The organism is Streptomyces sp. NPDC090025, assembly GCF_044748125.1.
Taxonomy (GTDB): domain Bacteria; phylum Actinomycetota; class Actinomycetes; order Streptomycetales; family Streptomycetaceae; genus Streptomyces.
Genome location: NZ_JBIVFL010000019.1, coordinates 23,366 through 44,118 on the forward strand (window position 1 = coordinate 23,366; position 20,753 = coordinate 44,118).

The window sequence follows — 20,753 nt, forward strand, 5'->3', positions numbered from 1 at the left end:
TCCGGCGGGGCAGGCGGTCCGGTCCGGCTCGTCCGGCCCGCCCACCCTGTTCGTACCGCCCGCCTCATCCGTACCGCTCGCCTCATTCGCATCGCTCGTATTGCCGAAGGAACCCGGGACGACTTCGCCAACTCGGGTTCCTTCACGCAACCCGCCCCGCCCTAGAGTGAGCGCATGCTGAAGCACACGTACGAGGGACAGGACTGCAACCTCGCCCGGTCGCTCGAGGTGATCGGCGAGCGCTGGACCCTGCTGATCATCCGCTCCGCGCTGCTCGGCACCTCGCGCTTCGACGGGTTCCTCGCCCACCTCGACATCGCGCGCAACGTGCTCTCCACCCGGCTGGCCCGGCTGGTCGAGCAGGAGATCATGGAGCGGGTGCCGTACCAGGACAAGCCGGTGCGCTACGAGTACCGGCTCACCCCCGTCGGCCGGGACCTGACCCGGGCCGTGATCGCCCTCATGCAGTGGGGCGACCGCAACCTGCCGCAGGAGCTGGGCCCGCCGCGCCGGGCCGACCACATCGGCTGTGACGGCAGCGTCCACGTCGAGCTGCACTGCGGCTCCTGCGGGCGGGCCGTGCACGACGAGGAAGTGGACGTGCGCCGCATCCGCTGAACACCGGGGCGGGAGGGCAACGGGGAAGATGCCGCCGGACATCCGGCGCGCCCACGATGACAGCCCCCGCCGCCCTGACCGAAAGCGGCGCGTACGAGGAGGCGTCCGTGCCCGCACTGGGAGCGCTGCGCAGGCTTTTGATGGCCCCGTCCCTGGACGACGTGAGCTTCGCCGGGCGTGGCTTCACGGTCGAACCGACCCCGCTCACACGGCAGTTGGAGGCCGTGCCGCAGGCCGTCGTGACCGGCTTCGAGTGGGGCATCGAGGACAAGGACCTGGCCACCACCGAGCGCAGGCTCGCGCTGGTCGACCCGCTCAACCGCGGCTTCGCCTACGAGGGCGCCACCATGGCCTCGGCCATCCGCGACACCATGGGCCCCGCCGGGCACCGCGCCGCCGACCTGCTGCGCGGCGGCGGCCGGCCGCACATCTTCCTCAACTACATCGGCATCGGCTTCGCCATGGCCAAGCTGCCCAGGCCGCTGTGGAAGAAGCTCGTGCCCACCCTGACCGAGCCCGACCTGTACCCGGCGATGAGCTGGCTGTGCGTCGACGGCTACGGCTTCGACCGGGCCTACTTCGACACCGAGACCTGGGTCGGCGGGCAGCGGCTCGACACCCCCTACGACTGGGACGGCGACGCCTCCTACTGGCAGCGCGCCTTCGACCAGGGCGTCGGCCGCGCGCTGTGGTTCATCCACGGCGGGCACGTGGGTCATGTCTCCGCGGCGGTACGGGCGTTCGCCGGTGACCGCAGGGCCGATCTGTGGAGCGGGGTCGGCCTGGCCGCCACCTTCGCGGGCGGCAGCACCCCCGCGGACCTGGCCGCGCTGCGCGCGGAGGCGGGCGAGCACGCCGACCACCTGGCGCAGGGCTCGGTGTTCGCGGCCAAGGCCCGGCACCACGCCGGGTTCGTGCCCGAGCACAGCGAGGCGGCCGTCGCCGCGTTCACCGGGCGCACCGTCGAGGCCGTCGCCCGGCTCGCCGACGACTGCGCGGCCGACGCCCCCGAGGCGGGTGCCGGACCGGCCTACGAGGTGTGGCGGCGAAATGTGCGGACGCAACTCGGTGCCGGTGCCCTCGTTGTTTGAGCACATCTGAAGTAGACGCCCCTCCGGGCCCGCTGGCTAGATTCGATTCGCTGGGGGAAATTCAGGGATTCGAGAGGGATTCGAGAGGGGCGGTCTACTGCCGTGTCCAGTGTTTTTGGTGCATTCCGACGCCGATTGCTCACACCGCCTGTTTCCGAGACGACCATGGAAGTCCGTGGCTTTCATGTGAAGAATGCGGAAGCAAAGGCCAGGCTCGAGCACATCGGGGAGGTATTTCTCCAGGGGTACGCGTACGCGGTGGAGGCCGGGTCGCCCGCCGAGGCGGAGGAACTCCTGGAGACCGTGCCGCGGGACGTGCGCGGCTTCGCCTACGAGGGCGCGGGCATGGGCGCGGCGGTCTACGACTCGCTGCCCGGGCACGGCGGCCGGCTCGCCGGTCTGCTGGCCGGTGCGGGCGCCCACCACGACTACATGATCTACGTCGGGGTCGGCTGGGCGATGGCCCGGCTGCCGAAGCCGCTGTGGCCCGACATCCGCACCACCGACCCGCTGCTGCGCTGGCTGGCGCTCGACGGGTACGGCTTCCACCAGGCGTACTTCAAGACCGCCTCGTACGTGCGGACCCCGGAGATCCAGCACCCGTTCCGCTGGAACGGCGGGCACAACCACTACACCCTGAACGCCGTCGACCAGGGCATCGGCCGGGCGCTGTGGTTCGTCGGCGGCACCGACCCCGACGTCGTCACCGAGCTGATCCGGTCCTACGACGAGCGCCGTCACAGCGACCTGTACGCGGGCGCCGGGCTCGCCTGCTCCTACGCGGGCGGGGTCACCGAGGACGAGCTCGCCCGCTTCGTGGAGGGCGCGGGCGAGCACCGCTGGGCGCTCGCCCAGGGGGCGGCCTTCGCCACCGAGGCCCGCGTCAAGGCCGGCACGGTCATCGACCACACCCATCTCGCGGCCCGTGTCGTGTGCGGCACGACCACCGAACGGGCCTCGGAGCTGTGCCGGGAGACCCGGCCCGCCCAGGCCGTCGGGGGAGCCTCCCCGGCCTACGAGAAATGGCGGCTCGACATCGCCGCCGCACTCGCTTCCGACTCGCTCATTTCGAAAGGTGCCGACCAGTGACGGTCACAAAGAACTGGCTTCGCAGGAATTCACCGGGAATCGTCGCACTCGCCGTCATGGTGGGCACGTTCTACGGCGTCCGGCTGCCTGATTCCTCAGCCGCCGAGATCGACAAGCTGGCGAAGAACTTCGCTTTCGAGCCGATGTCGATCGCGATGCCCGCGGGATTCGAGAAGCAGGAGGTCCGCAAGGTCAACAAGGCGTACCAGCACATCGAGGCGTGGATCTCCTCGGTCGGCGCCGGTATCGCCATCAACGACCTCGACGGCGACGGTCTCGACAACGACCTGTGCGTGAACGACGTGCGGATCGACCAGGCGGTCGTCACCCCGGCACCCACCCGCAAGGACAAGTACGCGCCGTTCGCGCTGAACCCGGGGCCGCTCGGCACCAGCAAGACGATGGCGCCGATGGGCTGCATGCCCGGCGACTACAACGAGGACGGCCGCATGGACCTCCTCGTCTACTACTGGGGCCGCACCCCGGTCATCTTCGTGAACAAGGGGGAGAAGGGGAAGCCGCTGACCGCCGCCTCCTTCACGCCCACCGAGCTGATGCCCGGCAAGCCCGGCGCCACCTACACCGGCCCGCTGTGGAACTCCAACTCCGCCGCGGTCGCCGACTTCGACGGTGACGGCCACAACGACATCCTGGTCGGCAACTACTTCCCGGACAGCCCGGTCCTCGACCCGTCCAAGGACGGCGACGTCACCATGAACGCGTCGCTCTCGCACGCCCAGAACGGCGGCGGCGCCCACATCTTCCGGTGGACGAAGGACGGCTACGAGAAGGTCGACGGCGCCATCCCGCAGCAGCTGAACAAGGGCTGGTCGCTCGGCGCGTCCGCCGCCGACCTCGACGGCGACCGGCTGCCCGAGCTGTTCCTCGCCCATGACTTCGGCACCTCCGCGCTGCTCTACAACACCTCGACGCCGGGCAACATCAAGTTCTCCGAGGTCAAGGCCGTGCACAGCGGCACCGTGCCGAAGTCGAAGGAAATGGGCCGCAGCTCCTTCAAGGGCATGGGCGTCGACTTCGGCGACCTGAACAACGACGGCCTGTACGACATGTTCGTCAGCAACATCACGACCTCCTTCGGCATCCAGGAGTCGAACTTCGCGTTCATCGACACCGCCGAGTCCCGCTCCGAGGTCCAGGCCAAGCTGAAGCAGGGCGAGGCGCCGTTCAAGGACCGCTCGACCGACCTGAAGCTCGCCTGGTCCGGCTGGGGCTGGGACGTCAAGATGGGCGACTTCGACAACAACGGCGACCTGGAGATCACCCAGGCGCTCGGCTTCGTCAAGGGCAAGACCAACCGCTGGCCGCAGCTCCAGGAGCTGGCCACCGCCAACGACGCGCTGGTCCCGAACCCGCTGTGGTGGCCGAACGTCAAGCACGGCGACGACCTCGCCGGCAGCCAGCGCATGCGCTTCTTCGCCAAGGACGCCGAGACCGGCGAGTACCACAACCTCTCCGTCGCCCTCGGCATCGGCGAGCCGGTCCCGACCCGCGGCCTGGCCACCGGTGACGCCGACGGCGACGGCCGTCTCGACCTGGCGGTCGCCCGCCAGTGGGGCGAGCCGGTCTTCCTGCACAACGTCGCCAAGAACACCGGCTCCTACCTGGGCCTGAAGCTCACCCACCCGGACGGCGCCCCCGTCGTCGGCGCCGAGCTCTGCGTCGAACTCCCCGACGGCTCCAAGCGCATCACGCGCCTCGACGGCGGCGGCGGCCACTCCGGCAAGCGCGCCACCGACATCCACCTCGGCCTCGGCAAGGACGTCAAGGGCCCCGTCCCCGCGATGATCACCTGGCGTGACCGCGACGGACAGATCCACGAGCAGAAGCTGAAGCTCACGCCGGGCTGGCACAGCCTCGAGCTGGGCACCCAGGTCAAGGAGAAGTGACGATGTCCGCGCAGAAGACCACCGCACCGCGCCACAACCCGAAGGTCGTGACCGCGCTCCGCCGGTTCGCGATCTCCATCTCCGTCCTCAACATCGTCGGCTACACCGTCCTCGGCTTCGAGCAGCCCTGGACCTGGCCGTTCATCGCGCTCGCCACCGGCTACACCTTCGAGATCCTGCTGGAGCTGCTCGGCGCCCGCGCCGAGGGCCGCACCCCGCGCTTCCTCGGCGGCGGCGCCAAGGGCGTGATGGAGTTCCTGCTCCCGGCGCACATCACCTCGCTCGCCGTGAACATGCTCACCTACGTCAACGACCTCGTCTGGGTCATGGTGTTCGGCGTCCTCGTCGCCGTCGGCACCAAGTGGGTGCTGCGCGCCCCGGTCAAGGGCCGCCTGCGGCACTTCATGAACCCGTCGAACTTCGGCATCGCCGTCATCCTCCTGGTGTTCCCGTGGGCCTCGATCGCCCCGCCGTACCACTTCACCGAGTACCTCGACGGCGGCTTCGACTGGCTGGTCCCGGCCGTCATCCTCACCCTCGGCACGATGCTCAACGCCAAGCTGACCGAGCGCATGTGGCTGATCCTCGCCTGGGTCGGCGGCTTCGCCCTCCAGGCCGTCGTCCGCGGCGTGCTGTTCGACACGTCCATCCCCGCGGGCCTCGCGATGATGACCGGCGTCGCCTTCGTCCTGTTCACCAACTACATGATCACGGACCCGGGCACCACGCCGTCGTCCAAGTGGGGCCAGATCGCCTTCGGCGGCGGTGTCGCCGCGATGTACGGCGTGCTCACCGCGATGAGCGTCGCGTACGGCATCTTCTTCGCCACCGCCATCGTCTGCGCCGTCCGCGGCGCGTTCCTGTGGACCGCCGACATCGTCTCGAAGAAGCGCGCCGAGGAAGCCCTCGCGCTCGCCGCCGTGACCCACTCCGTCGCCCAGGCCGACGCCGCCGCCGAGGCCGCGAAGACCGAGGCCGGGACGTCCGAGGCGACCGCCGCCGACGCGGCCGGTTGCGCCTGCCCCGCCGGCGCCTGCGCCTGCCCGGCCCCCGCGACCGCCGAGACCGAGACCCAGAAGATACCGGTGACCGCATGACCAGGATCGCCATCGTCGGCATGGCCTGCCGCTATCCCGACGCCACCAACCCCCATGAGCTGTGGGACAACGCCGTCGCCGGACGGCGCGCGTTCCGCCGGCTGCCCGACGTCCGGATGAACCTGGACGACTACTGGGACGCCGACCCGACCACCCCCGACACCTTCTACGCCCGCAACGCCGCGGTCATCGAGGGCTACGAGTTCGACCGGATCGCCCACAAGATCGCGGGCAGCACCTTCCGGTCGACCGACCTCACCCACTGGCTCGCCCTGGACACCGCGGGCCGCGCGCTCGCCGACGCCGGTTTCGCCGGCGGCGAGGGCCTGCCCCGCGAGCGCACCGGCGTCGTCGTCGGCAACACCCTCACCGGCGAGTTCTCCCGCGCCAACGTGATGCGGCTGCGCTGGCCGTACGTCCGCCGGGTGATGGCGTCCGCGCTCAAGGAGCAGGACGTCTGGGACGACGAGCGGATCGCCGAGTTCCTCGACGACGTCGAGCACGCGTACAAGGAGCCGTTCCCGGCGATCGACGAGGACACCCTCGCGGGCGGCCTCGCCAACACCATCGCGGGCCGGATCTGCAACCACTTCGACCTGAACGGCGGCGGCTACACCGTCGACGGCGCCTGCTCGTCCTCGCTGCTCTCGGTCACCACCGCGGGCACCGCGCTCCTCAACGGCGACCTCGACGTCGCCGTCGCGGGCGGCGTGGACCTGTCCATCGACCCCTTCGAGATCATCGGCTTCGCCAAGACCGGTGCCCTCGCCAAGGGCGAGATGAAGCTCTACGACCGCGGCTCCAACGGCTTCTGGCCCGGCGAGGGCTGCGGCATGATCGTGCTGATGCGCGAGGCGGACGCGCTCGCGGCCGGCCACCGCATCTACGCGACCATCGCGGGCTGGGGCGTCTCGTCCGACGGCCAGGGCGGCATCACCCGCCCCGAGGTCAGCGGCTACCAGCTGGCCCTGCGCCGCGCCTACGACAAGGCCGGGTTCGGCATCGAGACCGTCCGGCTCTTCGAGGGCCACGGCACCGGCACCGCCGTCGGCGACGCCACCGAGCTCACCGCCCTCATGGGCGCCCGCCGGGCCGCCGACCCCGAGGCGCCGCTCGCGGCCATCACGTCCATCAAGGGCATGATCGGCCACACCAAGGCCGCCGCCGGTGTCGCCGGTCTGATCAAGGCGGCCATGGCCGTCAACCACCAGACCCTGCCGCCCGCGATCGGCACCACCGACCCGCACGAGCTGCTCGGCGAGGAGAAGGCCAACCTCAAGGCGCTGCGCAAGGCCGAGGCATGGCCCGAGAACGCCCCCCGGCGCGCCGGTGTCACCGCCATGGGCTTCGGCGGCATCAACACCCACGTCGTCCTCGACGAGCCCGCCGGACGGCGCCGTACGGCCCCGAGCCGTCGCTCCGCCACCCTGGCGCACGCCCTCCAGGACGCCGAACTCCTCGTCGTCGACGGCGATTCGGCCAAGGCGCTGCGCGCCCGGCTCACCGAGGTCGCCGCCTTCGCCGCGCAGGTCTCCTACGGCCAGGTCGCCGACCTCGCCGCCACCCTGCAGCGCGAACTGCGCGGCCTCGCGCACCGCGCGGCCGTCGTCGTCACCTCCCCGGAGGACGCCGAGCGCCGCCTGACCCACCTGGCCGGGCTGCTGGAGTCCGGCGAGACGGCGTACACCGCCGCCGACGGCCGCAGCTTCCTCGGCCGCGCCACCGGGCCCGCCCGGATCGGCTTCCTCTTCCCCGGCCAGGGCTCCGGCACCGGCACCGGCGGCGGCGCGCTGCGCCGGCGCTTCCCGGAGGCCGCCGAGGTCTTCGACCGGGCCGCGCTGCCCACCACCGGCGACATGGTCGCCACCGACGTGGCCCAGCCGCGCATCGCCACCGGCTCCGCCGCCGGCCTGCGGGTGCTCGACGCGCTGCGCCTCGACGCCGCCGTCGCCGTCGGCCACAGCCTCGGCGAACTGTCCGCCCTGCACTGGTCCGGCGCCCTCGACGAGGACACCCTCCTCGCGGCCGCCCGGGTCCGCGGCAAGGCGATGGCCGAGCACAGCGCCTCGGGCACCATGGCCTCGCTGAGCGTCAAGCCCGAGCGGGCCGAGCAGCTCATCGAGGGCCTGTCCGTCGTCGTCGCCGGATACAACGGCCCCGAGCAGACGGTCGTCGCGGGACCGGTCGACGAGATCGAGGAGGTGCAGCGCAGGGCCGAGCGGTCCGAGATCCCCTGCACCCGCCTGAACGTCTCGCACGCCTTCCACTCGCCGCTGGTCGCCGCCTCCGCCGCGTCCTTCGGCGGCTGGCTCGCGGACGCCGAGGTCGGCACCGTCGCCGGCCGGGTCGTCTCCACCGTCACCGGTGAGGAACTGACCCCCGCCACCGACCTGGCCGCGCTGCTCGCCGAGCAGATCACCGGCCCGGTCAAGTTCACCCAGGCCGTCAGCGAAGCCGCCCGCGGCATCGACCTGTTCGTCGAGGTCGGCCCCGGCCGGGTGCTCAGCTCGCTGGCCCGCGCCACCACCGGCGTCCCGGCCGTCGCGCTCAACACCGACGACGAGTCGCTGCGCAGCCTGTTGCAGGTGGCCGGTGCCGCGTACGTCGCGGGCGCGCCGGTCGACCTGGAGCGGCTGTTCCAGGACCGGCTGATCCGGCCCCTGGAGGTCGGCCAGGAGTTCTCCTTCCTCGCCAACCCCTGCGAGCAGGCCCCGCGCGACCTGCCGCAGACCGAGCGCGCGCCGCGCGCCGAGCGGGCCGCCTTGGCCGCCGTGAAGGCCGCGGCCAAGGCGGCGCCCCAGGCCGCCGCCGCCCGGGACACCGCGCAGACGGCCCCGGCCGCCGCCGCGGAGCCCGCGACGGACGGCGCCGACGGCGCCGAGGGCGGCGACGCCATCGAGGTGCTGCGCGCGCTCGTCGCGGAGCGCGCCGAGCTGCCCGCCGACCTCGTCGACCCGGACAGCCGTCTCCTCGACGACCTGCACATGAGCTCCATCACCGTCGGCCAGATCGTCAACCAGGCGGCGTCCCGCCTCGGGATCGCCGCCGCCCAGGTGCCGACCAACTTCGCCACCGCCACCCTGGCCGAACTCGCCGAGGCGCTGGACACCCTGGTCAGCACCGGCGGCGCCGCCCCCGAGTCCGAGACGCCGGTCGTCGCGGGCGCGGCCCCGTGGGCCCGGCCGTTCGCCGTCGACCTCGACGAGGTCGCCCGGCCGTACGGCGTCACCGACGGCACCGACGGCGCCTGGGAACTGTTCGGCTCCGCGGGCCACCCGTACGCCGAGCAGCTCCGTACCGCGCTCGCCGCTGCCGGGCTCGGCTCCGGTGTGCTCGCCGTCCTCGCCAAGGGCTGCCCGCGCGCCGAGGTCGAGCAGGTCCTGGCCGCCGCCAAGAGCGCGCTCGCCGGTGACCGGGCCCGCCGCTTCGTCCTCGTCCAGGACGGCCGCGGCGCGGCCGGACTGGTCAAGACGCTGCACCTGGAGGCCCCGCACCTGCGCACCACCGTCGTCCACACCCCGCAGACCGAGGACGTCGTGGAGCGGGTCGTGGCCGAGGTGGCGGCGACCACCCGGTTCGCCGAGGTCCACTACGACCAGGCCGGGGCGCGCCGGGTGCCGACGCTGCGGGCGCTGCCCGTGAAGCCGGAGCGCACCGACGTCCCGCTCGACGGCACCGACGTGCTGCTCGTGACGGGCGGCGGCAAGGGCATCTCCGCCGAGTGCGCCCTCGCCGTGGCGCAGAAGACCGGCGCCGCGCTCGCCGTGCTCGGCCGGTCCGACCCGGCCCAGGACGCCGAACTCGCCGAGAACCTCGACCGGATGCGCGGCAGCGGCGTGCGGGTGCACTACGCCCGCGCCGACGTCACCGTCACCGAGCAGGTCACGGCCGCCGTCACCGAACTGACCGAGGCGCTCGGCCCGATCACCGGTCTGCTGCACGGCGCCGGGCTCAACCGGCCGGGCGCGCTGACCGGGCTCACCGGTGAGGACTTCGACCGCACCTTCGCCCCCAAGGTCGACGGGCTGCGCACGGTCCTCGACGCGGTCGGCCCCGAGCGGCTCAAGCTGCTCGTCAGCTTCGGCAGCATCATCGGCCGGGCCGGACTGCGCGGCGAGGCCCACTACGCCACCGCCAACGAGTGGCTGGCCGACCTCACCGAGGACGTGGCCCGCACCCACCCCGACCTCCGGGCCCGCTGCATGGAGTGGTCGGTGTGGTCCGGCGTCGGCATGGGCGAGAAGCTCTCCGTCGTCGAGTCGCTCTCCCGCGAGGGCATCGTGCCGGTCTCCCCGGACCAGGGCGTGGCGATCCTGCTGCGGCTGATCGAGGACCCGGACGCGCCCGTCGTCACGGTCATCAGCGGCCGTACCGAAGGCATCGACACCGTACGGCGCGACCTGCCCCCGATGCCGATGCTGCGCTTCACCGGCGACCCGCTGGTGCGCTACCACGGCGTGGAGCTGGTCACCGAGGTCGAGCTGAACGCGGGCACCGACCCGTACCTGGCCGACCACCTGCTCGACGGCAACCTGCTGCTGCCCGCCGTCATCGGCATGGAGGCGATGACCCAGGTCGCGTCCGCCGTCACCGGCCGCACCGGCACCGCCCCGGTCATCGAGGGCGCCAGGTTCCTGCGCCCGATCGTGGTGCCGCCGAACGGCAGCACCCGGATCCGGATCGCGGCGACCGTCACCGACACCGACACCGTCGACGTGGCCATCCACGCCGAGGACACCGGCTTCGTCGCCGAGCACTTCCGGGCCCGGCTGATCTTCGGCGGGACCCCGGCGCCGGACGGCCCGCCGCTCCAGGTGCCCGAGGACACCCCGGTGGTGCCGCTCGACCCGGCCACCGACCTGTACGGCGGGGTGCTGTTCCAGGGCGCCCGCTTCCAGCGGCTGCGCCGCTTCCACCGGGCCGCCGCGCGGCACGTGGACGCCGAGGTCGCCGTCCAGCAGCAGCCCGAGGGCTGGTTCGCCGGCTTCCTGCCGGGCGAGCTGCTGCTCGCCGACCCGGGCATGCGCGACGCGCTCATGCACGGCAACCAGGTGTGCGTCCCGGACGCCACCCTGCTGCCCTCGGGCGTCGAGCGGATCCACGCCCTCGGCTCCGGCGCGCACGTCCCCGACCAGCTGCGCTACACCGCGGTCGAGCGCAGCCGGGACGGCGACACCTATGTGTACGACATCGCCGTGCGCGACGCCGACGGCACCGTCGTCGAGCGCTGGGAGGGGCTGACCCTGCACGCGGTGCGCAAGACCGACGGGTCGGGCCCGTGGGTCGCGCCGCTGCTCGGCCCCTACCTGGAGCGGTCCCTGGAGGACGTCGTCGGCAGCCGGATCGCGGTCGCCGTCGAGCCGCACGGGGACGCCCCGGCCGGGTCCGTCGCCCAGCGGCGCGGCTTCACCGCCGACGCCGCCGCGCGGGCCCTCGGCGGACCGGTCGCGGTCCGGCACCGGCCGGACGGGCGGCCCGAACTGGAGCCCGGCCGCCACATGTCGATGTCGGCGGCGCACGGCCTGGGGGTCACCCTCAGCGCCGTCTCCGACACCGAGGTCGCCTGCGACATCGAGGCGGTCAGCATGCGCTCCGCGCACGAGTGGCGCGGGCTGCTCGGCGACCACGCGCCGGTCGCCGAACTGGTCGCCAAGGAGACCGGCGAGGCGCCGGACACCGCCGCCACCCGCGTGTGGGGGGCCGTGGAGTGCCTGCGCAAGGCGGGCATCATGGCGGGCGCCCCGCTGACGGTGCTGCCGCGCCGCAAGGACGCCTGGGTGGTGTTCGCCGCCGGTGACCTGCGGATCGCGACGTTCGTCACCGCGCTGCGGGACGCCCTGGAGCCCGCGGTCTTCGCCTTCCTCACCCACGAGACACCTCTTCCCGAAGGGCGGTCCTAGACCATGTCGGACGACTACTTCGAGTACCGGCACACGGTGGGCTTCGAGGAGACCAACCTCGTCGGCAACGTGTACTACGTGAACTACCTGCGCTGGCAGGGCCGTTGCCGGGAGCTGTTCCTGCAGCAGAAGGCGCCGGACGTGCTGGCCGAGGTCCAGGACGACCTCAAGCTGTTCACGCTGAAGGTGGACTGCGAGTTCTTCGCCGAGATCACCGCCTTCGACGAGCTGTCCATCCGGATGCGGCTCTCGGAGCTGGGCCAGACCCAGCTGGAGTTCACCTTCGACTACGTCAAGGTGACCGGCGGGGCCGATGTGCTCATCGCCCGCGGCCGGCAGCGGATCGCGTGCATGCGCGGCCCGAACACCAACACGGTGCCGGTGCGCATCCCGGACGGCCTCGCCCGCGCCCTGGAGCCGTACAGCGCCCAGGGCCGGGCGCTGGCCGGGCGGGCGGCATGAGCATCCTGACCGCCGCGCCGCCGCGGGACGCCGTCACCGGCGATCCCGCGCGGCTGCGGCGGGCCCTCGGGTCCTTCGCCACCGGCGTCACGGTCGTGACGGTCGGCGGCGCGGTCCCGCGCGGCATGACCGCCAACTCCTTCACGTCGGTGTCGCTCGACCCGGCCCTCGTGCTGCTGTGCGTGGGCAACGACGCCGTCATGAACCGGGTCCTCGCCGAGGCCGACACCTTCGCGGTGTCGGTGCTCGGCGCCGGGCAGGAGGACGTGTCCCGGCACTTCGCCGACCGCTCCCGGCCGCTCGGCGCGGCCCAGTTCGACGCCGTCGACTGGCTGCCCGGCCGGACCACCGCCGCCCCCGTGATCGCGGGGGCGGCGGCCCATTTCGAGTGCGCCCGCTGGCGTACGTACGACGGCGGCGACCACACCATCCACGTCGGCCGGGTGCTCGACCTGGAGGAACTGCCGGGCCGTGAGCCGCTGGTGTTCCACGGCGGCCGGTTCCGGCAGGTCGTGCCGCAGCCCGTGGCGCGCCCCGTCCCGCAGCCGGGAGGCCGACGATGAGCGTCCACCCGCCCGGCCCACCCGTCTGGGCGCTGCCCGGGCTGCTGCGCAAGCTGGCCGTCGACCGGCTCGGCATGATGCGGGACGCGGCGGAGCTGGCCGACGCCGTGCGGGTGAACATGGGCCCGAAGAAGCTCTACATCTTCAACCGGCCCGACTACGCCAAGCACGTCCTCGCCGACAACGCGGCCAACTACCACAAGGGCATCGGCCTGGTGGAGTCCCGCAAGGTGCTCGGCGACGGGCTGCTCACCAGCGAGGGCGAGCTGTGGCGCACCCAACGCCGCACCGTGCAGCCCGCGTTCAAGCCGGGGCGGGTCGCCGCCCAGGCCGGTGCGGTGGCCGAGGAGTCCGGACGGCTCGTGGAGCTGCTGCGCGGGCGCGCCGGGGACACCCCGGTCGACGTCCTCCAGGAGATCACCGGGCTCACCCTCGGGGTGCTCGGCCGGACCCTGATGGACACCTCCCTCGAAGGGCACGGCGGCATCGCGCACGCCTTCGAATCGGTGCAGGACCAGGCCATGTTCGACATGGTCACGCAGGGCCTGGTGCCGACCTGGGTGCCGTTCGGCACCCAGCGCCGGTTCCGGGCCGCCCGCGCGGAGCTGACCAGGACCGTCGACGCGCTGGTCACCGACCGGAGCGCCCGGATGAGCGAGGGCGACGGCGCGGACGACGCGTTCGCGCGGATGATCCTCGCCGCCCGGGCCCACCCGGATCCGGCCACCGGACGCAGGCTGCTCCAGGAGGAGCTGGTCACGCTGCTGCTGGCCGGGCACGAGACGACGGCGAGCACCCTCGGCTGGACGCTGCTGCTGCTCGCCCGTCATCCGCGGGTGCGGGACCTGGTGCGCGAGGAGGCCAGGGCGGTCCTCGAAGGCGGCCGGCTGCCGGAGGCGGAGGACCTGCACAAGCTGTCGTACACGACGCAGGTGGTGCAGGAGGCCATGCGGCTGTACCCGCCGGTGTGGATCCTGCCGCGGATCGCCCAGGCGGCCGACGAGGTCGGCGGCTTCACCGTGTCGGCCGGGGCCGATGTGCTGGTCTGCCCGTACACGATGCACCGGCACCCGGACCTGTGGGACGACCCGGAGACCTTCGACCCGGGCCGCTTCGACCCGTCGCGGGTGGCGAACCGGCCGCGCTACGCGTACATCCCGTTCGGCGCGGGGCCGCGGTTCTGCGTCGGCAGCAACCTCGGGATGATGGAGGCGGTGTTCGTGACCGCGCTCGTCACCCGGGACCTCGACCTGGCCGTGGAGCCGGGGCACGAGGGCGTCGCGGAGCCGATGATGTCGCTGCGGATGCGCGGCGGACTGCCGATGACGGTCCGCCAGGTGGACCGGGCGGCGGCGCCCGTCGGGGTCTGACGAAGGGCACGACGAGTAGCACGACAAGAGGCACGACGAGAGGGCCGGTCACGCGGACGCGTGACCGGCCCTCTTCGTGTGCGGGGTGTGCGGGGTGTGCGGCGGTACGGGCCCGGGGGCCGGGTCAGCCCGCGATGCGCTCGAACGCGCCGGTGCGCAGGTCGAGCAGGGCCATCAGGATCGGCGGGTCGAGCGCGTCCAGCGGGCGCAGCGTGATTTCGGCGGGCATCAGCAGGGTGTCCTCGTGCGCGGTGACCGGCCCGTAGCTGCCGACCGAGACGATGTCCGCGTCGCCGGTGCCGGACGGCAGGTGCTCACGGCCGTACGGGACGGAGTGGACGAGCACGTACCAGGTGCCGACCGGTACGTCGCGCAGCTCGAAGGAGCCGGGTCCGTCCAGGACGGCGCAGCGCGCGGGCTGGCCCTGCGGGACGGGGGTGGGGAAGAGGCCCACGAAGCAGTGGCCGGGCTCGCGGTCCTCGGGCAGGTGGACCCGGCCGCGCAGGGTGCCGTGCACGGTGGGGACCTCGGCCGCGGCGGCCGGGGCGGGGCCGAGCTCGGGGATGAATCCGTCCAATTCCCGGAACATGCTCGGCGAGGCGCCGACACAGGACTTGAATCGGGAACTGAAGGTGCCGACGCTGCTGTATCCGACCTGGCTGCTGATGTCGGCGACGCTGAATTCGGTTTCGAGGAGGAGGCGCTTCGCCTCCTGAAGTCGCAGGGCGGAGAGAAAACGACCGGGGGAGGTGCCCGTCACGTCCCGGAAAACCCGGGTGAAATGGAACTTGCTGAACATGGCGGTGCGGGCCATGTCGTCGATCGTGAGTTCCTGGCCGAGATTCGCATGCATTTCATCGATCACTCGAAGGACAGCGGCTTCGATGGCGGTGGTGGTCACCGTTTCTCCCTGTCGTTGGATCATGCTCCCTGCCGAGAGGCGGAAGCCGCGTGCCGGGACGGATCGGGGGTGGTGTCGGTCAGCCGCCGCCGGGCGAGGTCCTCGGCGAACCTCTTCCACACGTGCGAGCACTGGAGGGCCAGCTCCGCGACGGTGTCCGTGCAGTGCGGCGGGACGACGGCGGCCTGCCGCCGCCATGCCTCGTCGACCATGACGTGGGTGTGCAGCCAGCGCAGGAAGTGCCGGCCGGACTCCGAGTGCCGCAGCGACGGGTCGCCGGACAGCCGGCGCAGCAGCTCCATCGAGCCGCGGGAGCGGCCGGCGGCGGCTGTCGGGTCGGGGGCGCCCGGGTCGGTGACCGTCGGGTCGGTGGCGGCCGGGGCGGCGGGTGCGCCGACGGGGCCGGGGGAGTGGGCGGCGGGGTTCCGGGGCGCGGGCGGTCCGGCGGCGGGCGCGGTGCGCGCGGCGGCGCGGCGGTCGGCCGCCGTCCGGCGGCCCTCGGGCACCGGGGTCTCGCCGCGCAGCAGCCGGCGGCGCACGTCGTGCGCGGTGCCCAGGGAGAGTCCGGTCTCCTTGACGATGGCGCGCAGCGGCAGGTCGGGGCGGCGGGTCATGAGCTCGGCGGCGTGCAGCCGCTCGGCGGTGCGGTCCAGCGGGTGGGCGCGGCCGTCGGCGCCGATCCGGATGTTCGAGCGCGGATTGTCCGCGGTCGAACGGGGACGGATCGCGGCGACCGTCTTGGCGTCCAGGCCGGTGCAGGCGGCGACGGACCGGTCCGACAGGTCGGGCCGGGAGCGCAGGATGCGCTCGGCCGCCGCCTTGCGGTCCGCCACGGAGAGCGGGAGCCCGTGGGTGATGTTGGCGGTCACCGACCGAAGAAACGCTTCTTCATCGGCGCCGTCGAAGTACTGCACCTCCACCGAGGTGAGTCCCTGGTGCGCGGCGGCGGCGACCCGGTGCATGCCGTCGACCACGCGCAGCGTGGTGCGGTGCACGAGGACCGGCGGCAGCGTGTCGTAGATGCCGACCAGGCGCCGCACGTGCTCCTCGTCCAGGCCGTTCAGGCGCGGCGAGTCGGCGGGCAGCAGTGCCTCGATCGGCAGCCGGTGGGTGAAGCGGGCCGGCAGCGTCAGAGTTCTTTCGTCGCGGTCCACCTCTCCCCTTCCTCTCCGGCGAGATCGAGGTGTGTCCGGCCGCCCCCCGAAACTCCGTGGAAATGGCCCGGACCACCGCAGAGAACTGTGCAATCGGGACGAGCATAGTGAACGACCTCTTTTTTTCGGCGGGCCCGTACGGAGACAATGCGACTCCGGCTAGTTGCATCAAGGGACTGACGTTCGGGCGAACGCCGATCGGGTTGGTTGTTTGAAAAGACCTGGCGCTTCTAACTTTCTTCTCACGCCACCAGGAACCCCGAGACACCGGAGCACGAGTTGCACAGAGCACGGAGAATCCCCGAGCGGAGGGTCGACATCGGGGAAGAAGCCACCCAGACCCTCGAGGCATACGCGGACACCATCGTCCCGGGTGAGAAGCGCTGGCCCGGTGACCGGGCGATCGCCGGTGTCAGCACCGGCGGCGGCGCCGTCACCGGCGGTGCGCTGGACCTGCTGCGCTGGGACGCCACCGGCATCCACGACGGCCTGGAGGACCTGGCCAAGCTCGTCAACGAGCACGCCGTGGTCTACGCCGCCAAGACCGGTCTGACGCTCGACACCGACGTCCCGGCCTTCGTCGCCCTCGACTACGACGACCGGGTCGCCCTGATCGTCGAACTCACCGCCATCGGCCACCCGGAGAAGGACTTCTGGGTGCTGCTCTCCCTCTTCTGCAACATGGCCTTCGACTCCGCCGCCCACGTGCACACCGACGACGCCCTCGCCGCCGGCCACCCGGGCCTGCAGGCCATGGGAATCACCGCCCCGGACGCCGACGGACTGTGGCGCTTCCAGGAAGCCGGCTACGGCCGGCAGCTCGCCGACCTCCACCCCGACACGACCCCCTCCGGGAGCCCAGCATGAGCACCACGATCGAGAAGACCGACGTCCTGGTCATCGGCAGCGGTTTCGGCGGGGCCATCGCCGCCTACCACCTGGCCGCGGGCGGCGCGAAGGTGACCGTCCTGGAGCGCGGGCCCTGGCTGAAGAACGACGAGTTCGAGCACGACTACAAGCTCGGCTCCTCCTACACCCGGATCTTCGACTTCGTCGTCGGCGACGGCATGAGCGTGCTCGGCGGCAACTGTGTCGGCGGCGGCAGCGTCGTCTACTTCGCGGCCATGCCCCGGGCCCCGAAGTTCGTCTTCGACCGGCACGGCAGCATCGGCCGCCGGATGTGGCCCGAGGCGGTCAGCCGGGACACCCTCGACCCGTGGTACGACCGGATCGAGGAGTCGCTGTCGGTCAGCAAGCAGGGCTGGGAGGACGCCTCCTACGCCGGTGGCCTGTGGGCCGCGGCCTGTGACCACGCCGGGCGCACCGCCAACCCGCTCGCCGCCGCGATCGACAACTCCAAGTGCGTCAACTGCAACTTCATGATGGCCGGCTGCCGCTTCGAGGCGAAGCAGTCCCTCACCGTCAACTACCTCCCCGGGGCGCTCGCCCACGGCGCGGAGATCCGCCCGCTGCACGAGGTGCAGCACCTGTCGCGGACCCCCGAGGGCGACTACCGGGTGCACTACAACATCGTCGACGACGAGGACTACCGGCTGCAGACCGGCTCCGGCGTCATCGAGGCCAAGATCGTCGTGATGGCGGCGGGCGCCGGTGCCACCCCGGTCATCCTGCAGCGCAGCGAGGCCCACCTCGGCAAGATGCCGCACGCGGTCGGCCGCTACTTCTCCGGCAACGGCGAGCGCCTCAACACCGCCATCATCAACGAGGACAAGGCCGCCGAGATCCTGGGCCTGACCCGCGGCGACGGCAACCTCCCGTACGGCGCCAACGCGATCGGCAAGGGTCCGACCGTGGCCAGCTGGGACAAGCTCGACGCCTCGCTGCCCGAGTACTCCCGCTACTCCCTCGAGCAGCTCTACTTCCCGCCGGGCCTCGGCACCATCCTGGCCCAGGTGCCGGACGCCTCCGGGCCGACCTGGTTCGGCAAGGAGAAGAAGGAGATCCTCAAGAACTGGAAGTCCTGGCTGACGATCTTCTGCATGACGGAGGACGACAACGAGGGCGTCTTCGGCCCGCCGCCCGCCACCGGCAACTCGATGCGCATCTCGCAGCAGATGCTCGGCCGCGGCAACCTCTCCTACAAGCCGACCGCGAACACCTGGAACGGCTGGAACCAGGCCGACGCCGACGTGAAGGAGATCCTGGAGAAGGACGGCCTCGCCAAGGTGATGCCGTGGACCAACGACCTGGTCGGCGCCTACACCGTCCACCCGCTGGCGTCCTGCCGGATGGGCGACGACCCGGCGACCTCGGCGCTCGACGACACCAACGAACTGCGCGGCCACTCCGGCATCTTCGTCACCGACGGCTCCGCCGTCCCCGGTGCCCTGACCGTCAACCCGGCGATGACCATCGCCGCCCTCGCCGAGCGCGCGGTGCCGCACATCGTGGCCGCCGCCCAGGCCAGGGGAGTCGCGGTCAGCTACGGCGCCCCCGCGCCCACCGGCTACAAGAGCGGCCGCAACGGCGTCCTGCCGCTGCTCAAGCAGAAGCGCCTCGTCACGGTGTGACCCGCTCGGACGGCTTTTCGCCGACCAGTGAGTTGCTTCACGAAACTCAATTCATGACCAGTGGGTTGCGTCACGCAACCCGGACCCGCAGAAGGAGGCGGCGATGCGACCGCTCGTACGACTGATGCTGAAGAGCTCGCTCCGGCAGATCCGGCACATCGCGGCCGTCCCGCAGTCCCAGGCCCGCGACACCGTCGCCGAGGTCTACGCCCAGGCCCGCCGGGAGTTCGGCGTCGTCGCCCCGCCGCTGGCCCTGCACTCCCCGGCCCCCGAGACGCTCGCCGCCTCCTGGCTGCTGCTCCGCGAGACCCTCCTCGCCGACGGCCGGCTCTCCCGGGCCGCCAAGGAGGCCGTCGCCGCCGGGGTGTCCCGGGCCAACGACTGCTCCTACTGCGTCGAGGTCCACGAGGCCAAGCGGGCCACCCTGCCCGGCGCCGACGTCCACCGGCCGCTGGCCGTCTGGGCGAGCGGCGCCATCGGGGGCCAGGCGGGGGAGACGGAGCCGCCGTTCGACGCGGCCGACGCCCCCGAGGTCCTCGGCACCGCCGTCACCTTCCACTACCTCAACCGGATGGTCCGGCTCTTCCTGCCGGACTCGCCCGTCCCCGACGCGGCCCCCACCGCCGGCCGCGGACCGGTGATGCGCCTGGTCGCCCGCGCCATGCGGGCCGACCGCGGCGCACCCGTGACGCCCGGCGCCGCGCTCGGACTGCTGCCCGCCGCACCGCTGCCCGCCGGACTCGACTGGGCGAAGGCCACCCCCACCATCGCCGACGCACTCGGCCGGGCCGTCGCCTCCGTCGACCACGCCGCCGAGCGCTGGATCCCCGAACCCGTCCGCGAACTCCTGCACACCGTCCTCGCCTCGTACGACGGCGCCGTGCCCGGCCCCAGCCGCGGCTGGCTCGCCGAGGCGACCGCCCCGCTCGACCAGGCCCAACTGCCCGCCGGGCGGCTCGCCCTGCTGATCGCCCTCAACCCCCACCAGATCACCGAGGCCGACCTCACCGACTTCCGCGCCGCCCACCCCGGCGACCGCGAACTGGTCGAGCTCGCCTCCTGGGCGGCGCTCACCGCCGCCGTCGACATCGGCACCCGGCTCCCCGCGCCCGGCCGCACCCCCCACCCCACGGCGGCCGCCGCGCACTGACCCCGCGTCACCCCACCCGTACCGCCCCCGCCGTACCCCCCCACCCCCCGTACCGCTTCCCTTTCGCTTCCCGTCCGAGGAGACACCACCATGACCGCCACGAACGACGTCCTGAAGGCCCTCGCCACCGACATCGAGGAGACCGCCCGCCTGGTCGAGGCGCTCGACGAGCAGGCCTGGCACACCGCGACCCCCGCCCCCGGCTGGAGCATCGCGGACCAGATCGCCCACCTCACCTTCATCTTCCACCTGGCCGGCACCGCCGCCGCCGACCCCGAGGGCTTCGCCGAGCTCGCCGCCGGAGCCGCGGGCGACTTCGACGGCGCCGTCAACGCCGCCCTCAAGCAGTTCAACGGCTTCCCGCCGGCCCAGCTGCTCGGCCGCTTCCGCGCCCTCGGCCAGAAGTCCGTCGACGCGCTCGCCGCCGTCCCCGAGGGCCAGGTCGTGCCGTGGCTGGTCAACCCGCTCCCGGCGGCCGTCCTCGCCTCCGCCGGAATCATGGAGATCTTCGGCCACGGCCAGGACATCGCCGACGCCCTCGGCATCCGCCGCGAGCCCAGCGAGGGCCTGCGCCACCTGGTCTTCTTCGCCTTCCTCACCCGGGACTTCGGCTACCTCTCGCGCGGCCTGACCCCGCCCACCGAGCACTTCCGCATCGAGGTCACCGCCCCCAACGGCGAGCTCTGGGCGTACGGCCCCGAGGACGCCAGCGACAAGATCACCGGCCCCGCCGAGGACTTCTGCCTGCTCGTCACCCGCCGCCGCCACCGCGACGACCTGGCCCTGGTCGCCACCGGCGCGGAGGCCGACCGCTGGCTCGACATCGCGCAGGCCTACCGCGGCCCGGCCGGCGAGGGCCGCACCCCCGGCCAGTTCGCCCACGCCCACTGCGAGCACTGAGCGGCATGGACCGGCGACCC

At 72.6% G+C, this 20,753-nt stretch carries 15 protein-coding genes; 13 read left to right on the forward strand and 2 right to left on the reverse strand.

Annotated elements, in window-relative coordinates:
• Positions 1-174 precede the first annotated feature (174 nt).
• The 9 genes from ACIPXM_RS31605 (at position 175) to ACIPXM_RS31645 (ending at position 14,097) form a co-directional block, all read left to right on the forward strand.
• Entirely contained in the window at positions 175-618 is a 444-nt protein-coding gene (locus ACIPXM_RS31605; RefSeq protein WP_401662612.1) for a winged helix-turn-helix transcriptional regulator, read from the forward strand.
• Between the two features lie 107 nt (positions 619-725).
• Complete coding sequence (locus ACIPXM_RS31610) at positions 726-1,709, forward strand: DUF1702 family protein (protein ID WP_401662614.1); 984 nt, start codon at positions 726-728, stop codon at positions 1,707-1,709.
• Between the two features lie 102 nt (positions 1,710-1,811).
• Complete coding sequence (locus tag ACIPXM_RS31615) at positions 1,812-2,798, forward strand: DUF1702 family protein (protein ID WP_401662616.1); 987 nt, start codon at positions 1,812-1,814, stop codon at positions 2,796-2,798.
• A gap of 56 nt (positions 2,799-2,854) precedes the next feature.
• Entirely contained in the window at positions 2,855-4,705 is a 1,851-nt protein-coding gene (locus tag ACIPXM_RS31620; protein ID WP_401662618.1) for a CRTAC1 family protein, read from the forward strand.
• Positions 4,706-4,707: 2 nt separating this feature from the next.
• Positions 4,708-5,802: an enediyne biosynthesis protein gene (locus ACIPXM_RS31625; RefSeq protein WP_401662620.1), complete on the forward strand. Its 1,095-nt coding sequence runs from the start codon at positions 4,708-4,710 to the stop codon at positions 5,800-5,802.
• Positions 5,799-11,702: a type I polyketide synthase gene (locus tag ACIPXM_RS31630; RefSeq protein ID WP_401662622.1), complete on the forward strand. Its 5,904-nt coding sequence runs from the start codon at positions 5,799-5,801 to the stop codon at positions 11,700-11,702. The genes ACIPXM_RS31625 and ACIPXM_RS31630 overlap by 4 nt, the downstream gene beginning before the upstream one ends.
• Positions 11,703-11,705: 3 nt before the next feature.
• The gene (locus tag ACIPXM_RS31635; protein WP_401662624.1) at positions 11,706-12,164 is read left to right on the forward strand and encodes an acyl-CoA thioesterase; all 459 of its coding nucleotides are present in this window, start codon (positions 11,706-11,708) and stop codon (positions 12,162-12,164) included.
• A complete protein-coding gene (locus tag ACIPXM_RS31640; RefSeq protein WP_401662626.1) occupies positions 12,161-12,727 on the forward strand; it encodes a flavin reductase family protein in 567 nt (188 codons plus the stop codon). Before ACIPXM_RS31635 ends, ACIPXM_RS31640 begins: the two co-directional genes overlap by 4 nt.
• On the forward strand, positions 12,724-14,097 hold the full coding sequence (locus ACIPXM_RS31645; protein WP_401662628.1) for a cytochrome P450: 1,374 nt from the start codon (positions 12,724-12,726) through the stop codon (positions 14,095-14,097). The genes ACIPXM_RS31640 and ACIPXM_RS31645 overlap by 4 nt, the downstream gene beginning before the upstream one ends.
• A 124-nt stretch (positions 14,098-14,221) precedes the next feature.
• On the opposite strand, the gene ACIPXM_RS31650 is transcribed toward ACIPXM_RS31645, so the two are convergent.
• Complete coding sequence (locus ACIPXM_RS31650) at positions 14,222-14,998, reverse strand: helix-turn-helix domain-containing protein (RefSeq protein ID WP_401662630.1); 777 nt, start codon at positions 14,996-14,998, stop codon at positions 14,222-14,224.
• 20 nt (positions 14,999-15,018) lie between these two features.
• Positions 15,019-16,125, reverse strand: a complete 1,107-nt coding sequence (locus ACIPXM_RS31655; RefSeq protein WP_401662842.1) for a ParB/RepB/Spo0J family partition protein — start codon at positions 16,123-16,125, stop codon at positions 15,019-15,021.
• 306 nt (positions 16,126-16,431) lie between these two features.
• Here ACIPXM_RS31655 and ACIPXM_RS31660 point away from each other — a divergent pair, with 306 nt between their 5' ends.
• The 4 genes from ACIPXM_RS31660 to ACIPXM_RS31675 all read left to right on the forward strand — a co-directional run bounded on the left by ACIPXM_RS31660 (position 16,432) and on the right by ACIPXM_RS31675 (position 20,733).
• A complete protein-coding gene (locus ACIPXM_RS31660; RefSeq protein ID WP_401662632.1) occupies positions 16,432-17,019 on the forward strand; it encodes a DUF5987 family protein in 588 nt (195 codons plus the stop codon).
• Positions 17,016-18,683, forward strand: coding sequence for an FAD-dependent oxidoreductase (locus ACIPXM_RS31665; RefSeq protein WP_401662634.1), 1,668 nt, complete (start codon positions 17,016-17,018; stop codon positions 18,681-18,683). Before ACIPXM_RS31660 ends, ACIPXM_RS31665 begins: the two co-directional genes overlap by 4 nt.
• 103 nt (positions 18,684-18,786) lie before the next feature.
• A complete protein-coding gene (locus tag ACIPXM_RS31670) occupies positions 18,787-19,833 on the forward strand; it encodes a carboxymuconolactone decarboxylase family protein (protein ID WP_401662636.1) in 1,047 nt (348 codons plus the stop codon).
• Between the two features lie 90 nt (positions 19,834-19,923).
• Positions 19,924-20,733 (forward strand): TIGR03084 family metal-binding protein, encoded by an 810-nt coding sequence (locus ACIPXM_RS31675; protein ID WP_401662638.1) that lies wholly within the window; start codon positions 19,924-19,926, stop codon positions 20,731-20,733.
• The last annotated feature ends 20 nt before the right edge of the window (positions 20,734-20,753 follow it).

What these genes read in the sequence shown, in the direction of transcription:
- ACIPXM_RS31605 (WP_401662612.1), top strand. Translation starts at nt 175, where the DNA reads ATGCTGAAGCACACGTACGAGGGACAGGACTGCAACCTCGCCCGGTCG.
- ACIPXM_RS31620 (WP_401662618.1), top strand. Translation starts at nt 2,855, where the DNA reads ATGGTGGGCACGTTCTACGGCGTCCGGCTGCCTGATTCCTCAGCCGCC.
- ACIPXM_RS31625 (WP_401662620.1), top strand. Translation starts at nt 4,708, where the DNA reads ATGTCCGCGCAGAAGACCACCGCACCGCGCCACAACCCGAAGGTCGTG.
- ACIPXM_RS31630 (WP_401662622.1), top strand. Translation starts at nt 5,799, where the DNA reads ATGACCAGGATCGCCATCGTCGGCATGGCCTGCCGCTATCCCGACGCC.
- ACIPXM_RS31635 (WP_401662624.1), top strand. Translation starts at nt 11,706, where the DNA reads ATGTCGGACGACTACTTCGAGTACCGGCACACGGTGGGCTTCGAGGAG.
- ACIPXM_RS31640 (WP_401662626.1), top strand. Translation starts at nt 12,161, where the DNA reads ATGAGCATCCTGACCGCCGCGCCGCCGCGGGACGCCGTCACCGGCGAT.
- ACIPXM_RS31645 (WP_401662628.1), top strand. Translation starts at nt 12,724, where the DNA reads ATGAGCGTCCACCCGCCCGGCCCACCCGTCTGGGCGCTGCCCGGGCTG.
- ACIPXM_RS31665 (WP_401662634.1), top strand. Translation starts at nt 17,016, where the DNA reads ATGAGCACCACGATCGAGAAGACCGACGTCCTGGTCATCGGCAGCGGT.
- ACIPXM_RS31670 (WP_401662636.1), top strand. Translation starts at nt 18,787, where the DNA reads ATGCGACCGCTCGTACGACTGATGCTGAAGAGCTCGCTCCGGCAGATC.
- ACIPXM_RS31675 (WP_401662638.1), top strand. Translation starts at nt 19,924, where the DNA reads ATGACCGCCACGAACGACGTCCTGAAGGCCCTCGCCACCGACATCGAG.